This window comes from Streptomyces capoamus (genome assembly GCF_014654935.1).
Classification (GTDB): Bacteria; Actinomycetota; Actinomycetes; order Streptomycetales; family Streptomycetaceae; genus Streptomyces; species Streptomyces capoamus.
The window spans coordinates 142,802-147,985 of sequence record NZ_BNBF01000011.1 but is presented as its reverse complement, the minus strand read 5'-3'; the positions used below and the strand labels follow the sequence as shown (position 1 = coordinate 147,985).

General features: G+C 71.1%; 7 protein-coding genes. 4 read left to right on the top strand and 3 right to left on the bottom strand.

The window, feature by feature from the left end:
- On the top strand, positions 1-205 hold a 205-nt coding region (locus IE312_RS40875), incomplete at its 5' end, for a response regulator transcription factor (protein ID WP_229900127.1).
- Here the strand turns inward: IE312_RS40875 and tamR are convergent.
- Positions 164-661 (bottom strand): MarR family transcriptional regulator TamR, encoded by a 498-nt coding sequence (tamR, locus tag IE312_RS19170; protein WP_189983367.1) that lies wholly within the window; start codon positions 659-661, stop codon positions 164-166. The two genes, IE312_RS40875 and tamR, sit on opposite strands and share 42 nt — an antisense overlap.
- 87 nt (positions 662-748) lie before the next feature.
- On the opposite strand from tamR, the gene IE312_RS19165 reads away from it, so the two are divergent.
- On the top strand, positions 749-1,561 hold the full coding sequence (locus IE312_RS19165) for a trans-aconitate 2-methyltransferase (RefSeq protein ID WP_189983365.1): 813 nt from the start codon (positions 749-751) through the stop codon (positions 1,559-1,561).
- Positions 1,562-1,566: 5 nt separating this feature from the next.
- Positions 1,567-1,926, top strand: coding sequence for a VOC family protein (locus IE312_RS19160; protein WP_189983575.1), 360 nt, complete (start codon positions 1,567-1,569; stop codon positions 1,924-1,926).
- A 5-nt stretch (positions 1,927-1,931) separates the two neighbouring features.
- On the opposite strand, the gene IE312_RS19155 is transcribed toward IE312_RS19160, so the two are convergent.
- Positions 1,932-2,609: a TetR/AcrR family transcriptional regulator gene (locus IE312_RS19155; RefSeq protein WP_189983363.1), complete on the bottom strand. Its 678-nt coding sequence runs from the start codon at positions 2,607-2,609 to the stop codon at positions 1,932-1,934.
- The gene (locus IE312_RS19150) at positions 2,606-3,613 is read right to left on the bottom strand and encodes an acyl-CoA desaturase (RefSeq protein ID WP_189983361.1); all 1,008 of its coding nucleotides are present in this window, start codon (positions 3,611-3,613) and stop codon (positions 2,606-2,608) included. Before IE312_RS19150 ends, IE312_RS19155 begins: the two co-directional genes overlap by 4 nt.
- 303 nt (positions 3,614-3,916) lie before the next feature.
- On the opposite strand from IE312_RS19150, the gene IE312_RS40870 reads away from it, so the two are divergent.
- Positions 3,917-5,184: phosphoenolpyruvate carboxylase (locus IE312_RS40870; protein ID WP_229900125.1), on the top strand; the 1,268-nt coding region annotated here is incomplete at its 3' end.

Below are 5,184 nucleotides of genomic sequence, written 5' to 3'. Positions count from 1 at the left end.
CTGCATGGTCGCCGGGCTGGGCCGCAAGGCCGTCGCGGAGCGGCTGTTCCTGTCCCCGCACACCGTCCGGACCCACATGCAGAACGTCCTCGGCAAACTGGGCGTCCACTCCACGCTGGCCGCCGTGGCGCTGGCCCGGCGGGCCGGGGTGGGCCCGGCGGACCTAGCCGGGGATGTTGTCGAACGGGGCGGTCAGCTGGCGTAGCAGGCCGGCCAGTTCCGCGCGCTGGGCGCGGGACAGCTCGCTGAGGATCGCCCGCTCCTGCTCCAGCAGGCCCGCCAGCGCCTGGTCCGCGCGGTCCCGGCCCTCGTCGGTCAGCCGGACCAGCACACCGCGCCGGTCGCTCGGGTCGGGAAGCCGCTCCACCAGGCCCTTCTTGGCCAGCCGGTCGATGCGGTTGGTCATGGTGCCCGAGGTGACCAGGGTCTGGGTCAGCAACTGGCCGGGGGAGAGCTGGTACGGCGTGCCCGCGCGCCGCAGCGCGGTCAGCACGTCGAACTCCCAGGGCTCCAGCTGGTGCTCGGAGAAGGCGAGCCGGCGGGCGCGGTCCAGGTGCCGGGCGAGTCGGCTCACCCGGCTGAGCACTTCCAGCGGCTCCACGTCGAGGTCCGGACGCTCCCGGCGCCACGCTGCGACCAGCCGATCGACCTCGTCCTCCATGGAGATCAGTGTAGTGGTTGTGTCGACGTGAAGTCTCTTGATGTGAAGCGTCTTGACGTCGAGATAAACGCCCGGGACAGTGGTGGCATGACGACGCCCCACTGGGACCCCGCCCAGTACCTCCGCCACGCCGGTCACCGGGCCCGCCCCTTCACCGACCTCCTGGCCCGGATCCCGGCCCTGCCCGGCGACCCGCCCCGCATCGCCGACCTCGGCTGCGGTCCCGGCAACGTCACCGCCCTGCTCGCCGAGCGCTGGCCCACCGCCCGCATCACCGGCTACGACAACGCGCCCGAGATGCTCGACAAGGCCCACGTCGACCACGAGGGGCCCACGGCCGGCGGCGGCCGGCTCGACTTCGCCCCCGCCGACGCGCGGACCTGGACGCCCGCCGAGCCGTACGACCTGATCGTCTCCAACGCCACCCTGCAATGGGTGCCGGGCCACGCCGGCCGCTTCCCCGACTGGATCGCCGGCCTGCGCCCCGGCGGCGTCTTCGCCTTCCAGGTGCCGGACAACACCGACGCCCCGCTGCACGCCCTCATGCGGGACCTCGCCGGCACCCCCCGCTGGCGCGGCCGTCTCACCGGCGTCCTGCGCCGCACGGACTCCGTGCACACCCCCGCCGCCTACCTCGACGGCCTCACCCGCCTGGGCTGCGCGGCCGACGTGTGGCGGACGACGTACTTCCACGTCCTGACCGGTGAGGACCCCGTCCTCGACTGGGTCAAGGGCACCGGCCTGCGGCCCGCCCTGACCGCCCTCGCCGACGATCCCGAGGCCCGCGACGCGTTCGTCGCCGAGTACCGGGACCTGTTGCGCGAGGCGTACCCGAGCGCGGCGTACGGGACCGTCCTGCCCTTCCGGCGGCTGTTCGCCGTCGCCGTGAAGGGGGCGTGAGCGAGGTGCTGGTGGCCGTCGACCACGTGCAACTGGCCGCACCGCCCGGCTCGGAGCCCGAGCTGCGCTCGTACTACACCGGTGTCCTCGGTATGACCGAGATCCCCAAGCCGCCCGCGCTCGCCGCCCGCGGCGGCTGCTGGTTCGAAGCGGGGTTCGTCCGGATCCACGTGGGCATCGAGACGGACTTCCGTCCCGTGAAGAAGGCCCACCCGGGCCTCAGGGTCACCGGCATCGAGACCTACGCGGCCCGGCTGGCCGCCCACGGGGCCCCGGTCACCTGGGACGACCGCCTCCCGGGCCACCGGCGCTTCCACACCGAGGACCCCGTCGGCAACCGCCTGGAGTTCCTCCAGCCCCACTGAGCCGCCTACGCCTTCCGGTGCCCTATCAGCCGTGGCTTCGGCTCCAGCCCGTCCAGGCCGTGCCACGCCAGGTTCACCAGGTGGGCGGCCACCTCAGCCTTCTTCGGCCGGCGCACGTCCAGCCACCACTGGCCGGTCAGCGCGACCATGCCGACCAGCGCCTGGGCGTAGAGGGGGGCCAGTTTCGGGTCGAAGCCGCGGCTCTTGAACTCGCGGCCCAGGATGTCCTCCACCTGCGTGGCGATGTCCGAGATCAGGGAGGCGAAGGACCCCGTGGACTGCGGGATGGGGGAGTCACGGACCAGGATCCGGAAGCCGTCCGTGTACTCCTCGATGTAGTCCAGCAGCGCGAACGCCGCCTGTTCGCACAGCTCGCGGGGGTGTCCGGCGGTCAGCGAACCGGTCACCATGTCCAGCAGGCGCCGCATCTCGCGGTCCACCACCACCGCGTACAAGCCCTCCTTGCCGCCGAAGTGCTCGTACACCACCGGCTTGGACACCCCGGCCTTCGCCGCGATCTCCTCCACCGAAGTGCCCTCGAAGCCCTTCGCCGCGAAGAGGGTGCGACCGATCTCCAGCAACTGCTGGCGGCGCTCGGCACCGGTCATGCGGGTCCGGCGGGTCCGCCGCTGCTTGTCGTTGCCTGGATTGCTGCTGGGATCGGTCGCCACGGCGTCAATCATGCCGCCTCGGCAGGCTCCTTCCGGCGCCGGGAACCGCCTTCCGCGGTGTCTCGGCGCGAATCGATACGCGAGCGTGACGGCCAGCGCACGTCGTACGCCCAGCCGAGCAGCTCGAACCAGCGGATGAACCGTGCGGAGGAGTCGATCTGACCGCGCATCACCCCGTGCCGCGCCGAGGTCGGGTCGGCGTGGTGCAGGTTGTGCCAGGACTCCCCGCAGGACAGCACCGCCAGCCACCACACGTTGCCCGAGCGGTCCCGGGACTTGAACGGCCGCTTGCCCACCGCGTGGCAGATCGAGTTGATCGACCACGTCACGTGGTGCAGCAGGGCCACCCGGACGAGTGAACCCCAGAAGAACGCGGTGAACGCGCCCCACCAGGACATCGTCACCAGGCCGCCGATCAGCGGCGGCAGCCCCAGCGACAGGATCGTCCACAGGACGAACTGGCGGGAGATCGCCCGGATCGCCTTGTCCTTGATCAGGTCCGGCGCGTACTTCTCCTGCGGGGTCTGCTCCTCGTCGAACATCCAGCCGATGTGGGCCCACCACAGGCCCTTCATCAGCGCCGGGAGCGTCTCCCCGAACCGCCAGGGCGAATGCGGGTCGCCCTCGGCGTCGGAGAACTTGTGGTGCTTGCGGTGGTCGGCCACCCAGCGCACCAAGGGCCCCTCGACCGCCATGGAGCCCATGATCGCCAGCGCGATCCTGAGCGGCCGCTTGGCCTTGAAGGAGCCGTGGGTGAAGTACCGGTGGAAACCGATGGTGATGCCGTGGCACCCGAGGAAGTAGAAGAAGACCAGCAGGCCCACATCGAGCCAGCTCACCCCCCAGCCCCAGGCCAGCGGCACGGCCGCCACGAGTGCCACGAAGGGCACCACGATGAACAGGAGCAAGGTGATCTGCTCGATCGAACGCTTCTGCTCGCCGCCCAGCGTGGCGGAGGGAGGAGGTGTGTCGGTGGCCTTACGGGCTTCTTCGATCACATCGGAACTTGAGGTCATGCGCGTCCCCTGTGGGGTCGAGGGTCGAGACAGGTGCCGGGTCACCGGGACCGGGCGGGACGAGACGTCCCTTCCCTACGGTTCCGTAACCTACGGCATCGTAAGTATGGCAGCGCGATGCGCGGCGGCAAGAGCCCCAGACCCTGCGCGTCCACATGGCCACCTATCCTTGGACTCGGTCGGACAGCGCGGTCCGCTGAAGTTTCCTTCCCGGACGCACCGGCCCCTATGCGGCGCCCCGCCGCCTGGCAGCCGGCCGGGTTCCCTCCCAGACGAGCTTCAACACTGCAAGGAGCCGCACCTGTGAGCAGTGCCGACGACCAGACCACCACGACCAGCAGCGAGCTGCGCGCCGACATCCGCCGGCTGGGTGACCTCCTGGGGGAGACCCTCGTCCGGCAGGAAGGGCCCGAGCTCCTCGACCTGGTCGAAAAGGTCCGCCGCCTCACGCGCGAGGACGGCGAGGCCGCCGCCGAGCTGCTGCGTGGCACCGAACTGGAGACCGCGGCCAAGCTGGTCCGCGCCTTCTCCACCTACTTCCACCTCGCCAACATCACCGAGCAGGTGCACCGCGGACGCGAGCTGCGCGCCCGGCGCGCCGCCGAGGGCGGCCTGCTCTCCCGCACCGCCGACCGGCTCAAGGACGCCGATCCCGAGCACCTCAAGCAGACGGTCCGCAACCTCAACGTCCGCCCGGTCTTCACCGCCCACCCCACCGAGGCCGCCCGCCGGTCCGTCCTCAACAAGCTCCGGCGCATCGCCGCGCTCCTGGACACCCCCGTCCTCGAATCCGACCGCCGCCGCCACGACGTCCGCCTCGCCGAGAACATCGACCTCGTCTGGCAGACCGACGAGCTGCGCGTCGTACGCCCCGAGCCCGCCGACGAGGCCCGCAACGCCATCTACTACCTGGACGAACTGCACGCCGACGCCGTCGGCGACGTCCTGGAGGACCTGACGGCGGAACTGGAGCGCGTCGGCGTCAAGCTGCCCGACGACACCCGCCCCCTCACCTTCGGCACCTGGATCGGCGGCGACCGCGACGGCAACCCCAACGTCACCCCCCAGGTGACCTGGGACGTCCTCATCCTCCAGCACGAGCACGGCATCAACGACGCCCTGCAGACGATCGACGAGCTGCGCGGACTGCTCTCCAACTCCATCCGCTACGCCGGAGCCACCGAGGAACTCCTCGACTCCCTCAAGGCCGACCTCGAACTGCTGCCCGAGATCAGCCCCCGCTACAAGCGGCTCAACGCCGAGGAGCCCTACCGGCTCAAGGCCACCTGCATCCGGCAGAAGCTGGAGAACACCAAGCAGCGCCTCGCCAAGGGCACCCCCCACGAGCCGGGCCGCGACTACCTCGGCACCGGCGAACTGCTCGCGGACCTCAGGATCATCCAGACCTCCCTGCGCGAGCACCGCGGCGGCCTGTTCGCCGACGGCCGCCTCGCCCGCACCATCCGCACCCTGGCCGCCTTCGGCCTCCAGCTCGCCACCATGGACGTCCGCGAACACGCCGACGCCCACCACCACGCCCTCGGCCAGCTCTTCGACCGCCTCGGCGAGGA

What these genes read in the sequence shown, in the direction of transcription:
- tamR (WP_189983367.1), bottom strand. Translation starts at nt 661, where the DNA reads ATGGAGGACGAGGTCGATCGGCTGGTCGCAGCGTGGCGCCGGGAGCGT.
- IE312_RS19165 (WP_189983365.1), top strand. Translation starts at nt 749, where the DNA reads ATGACGACGCCCCACTGGGACCCCGCCCAGTACCTCCGCCACGCCGGT.
- IE312_RS19155 (WP_189983363.1), bottom strand. Translation starts at nt 2,609, where the DNA reads ATGATTGACGCCGTGGCGACCGATCCCAGCAGCAATCCAGGCAACGAC.
- IE312_RS19150 (WP_189983361.1), bottom strand. Translation starts at nt 3,613, where the DNA reads ATGACCTCAAGTTCCGATGTGATCGAAGAAGCCCGTAAGGCCACCGAC.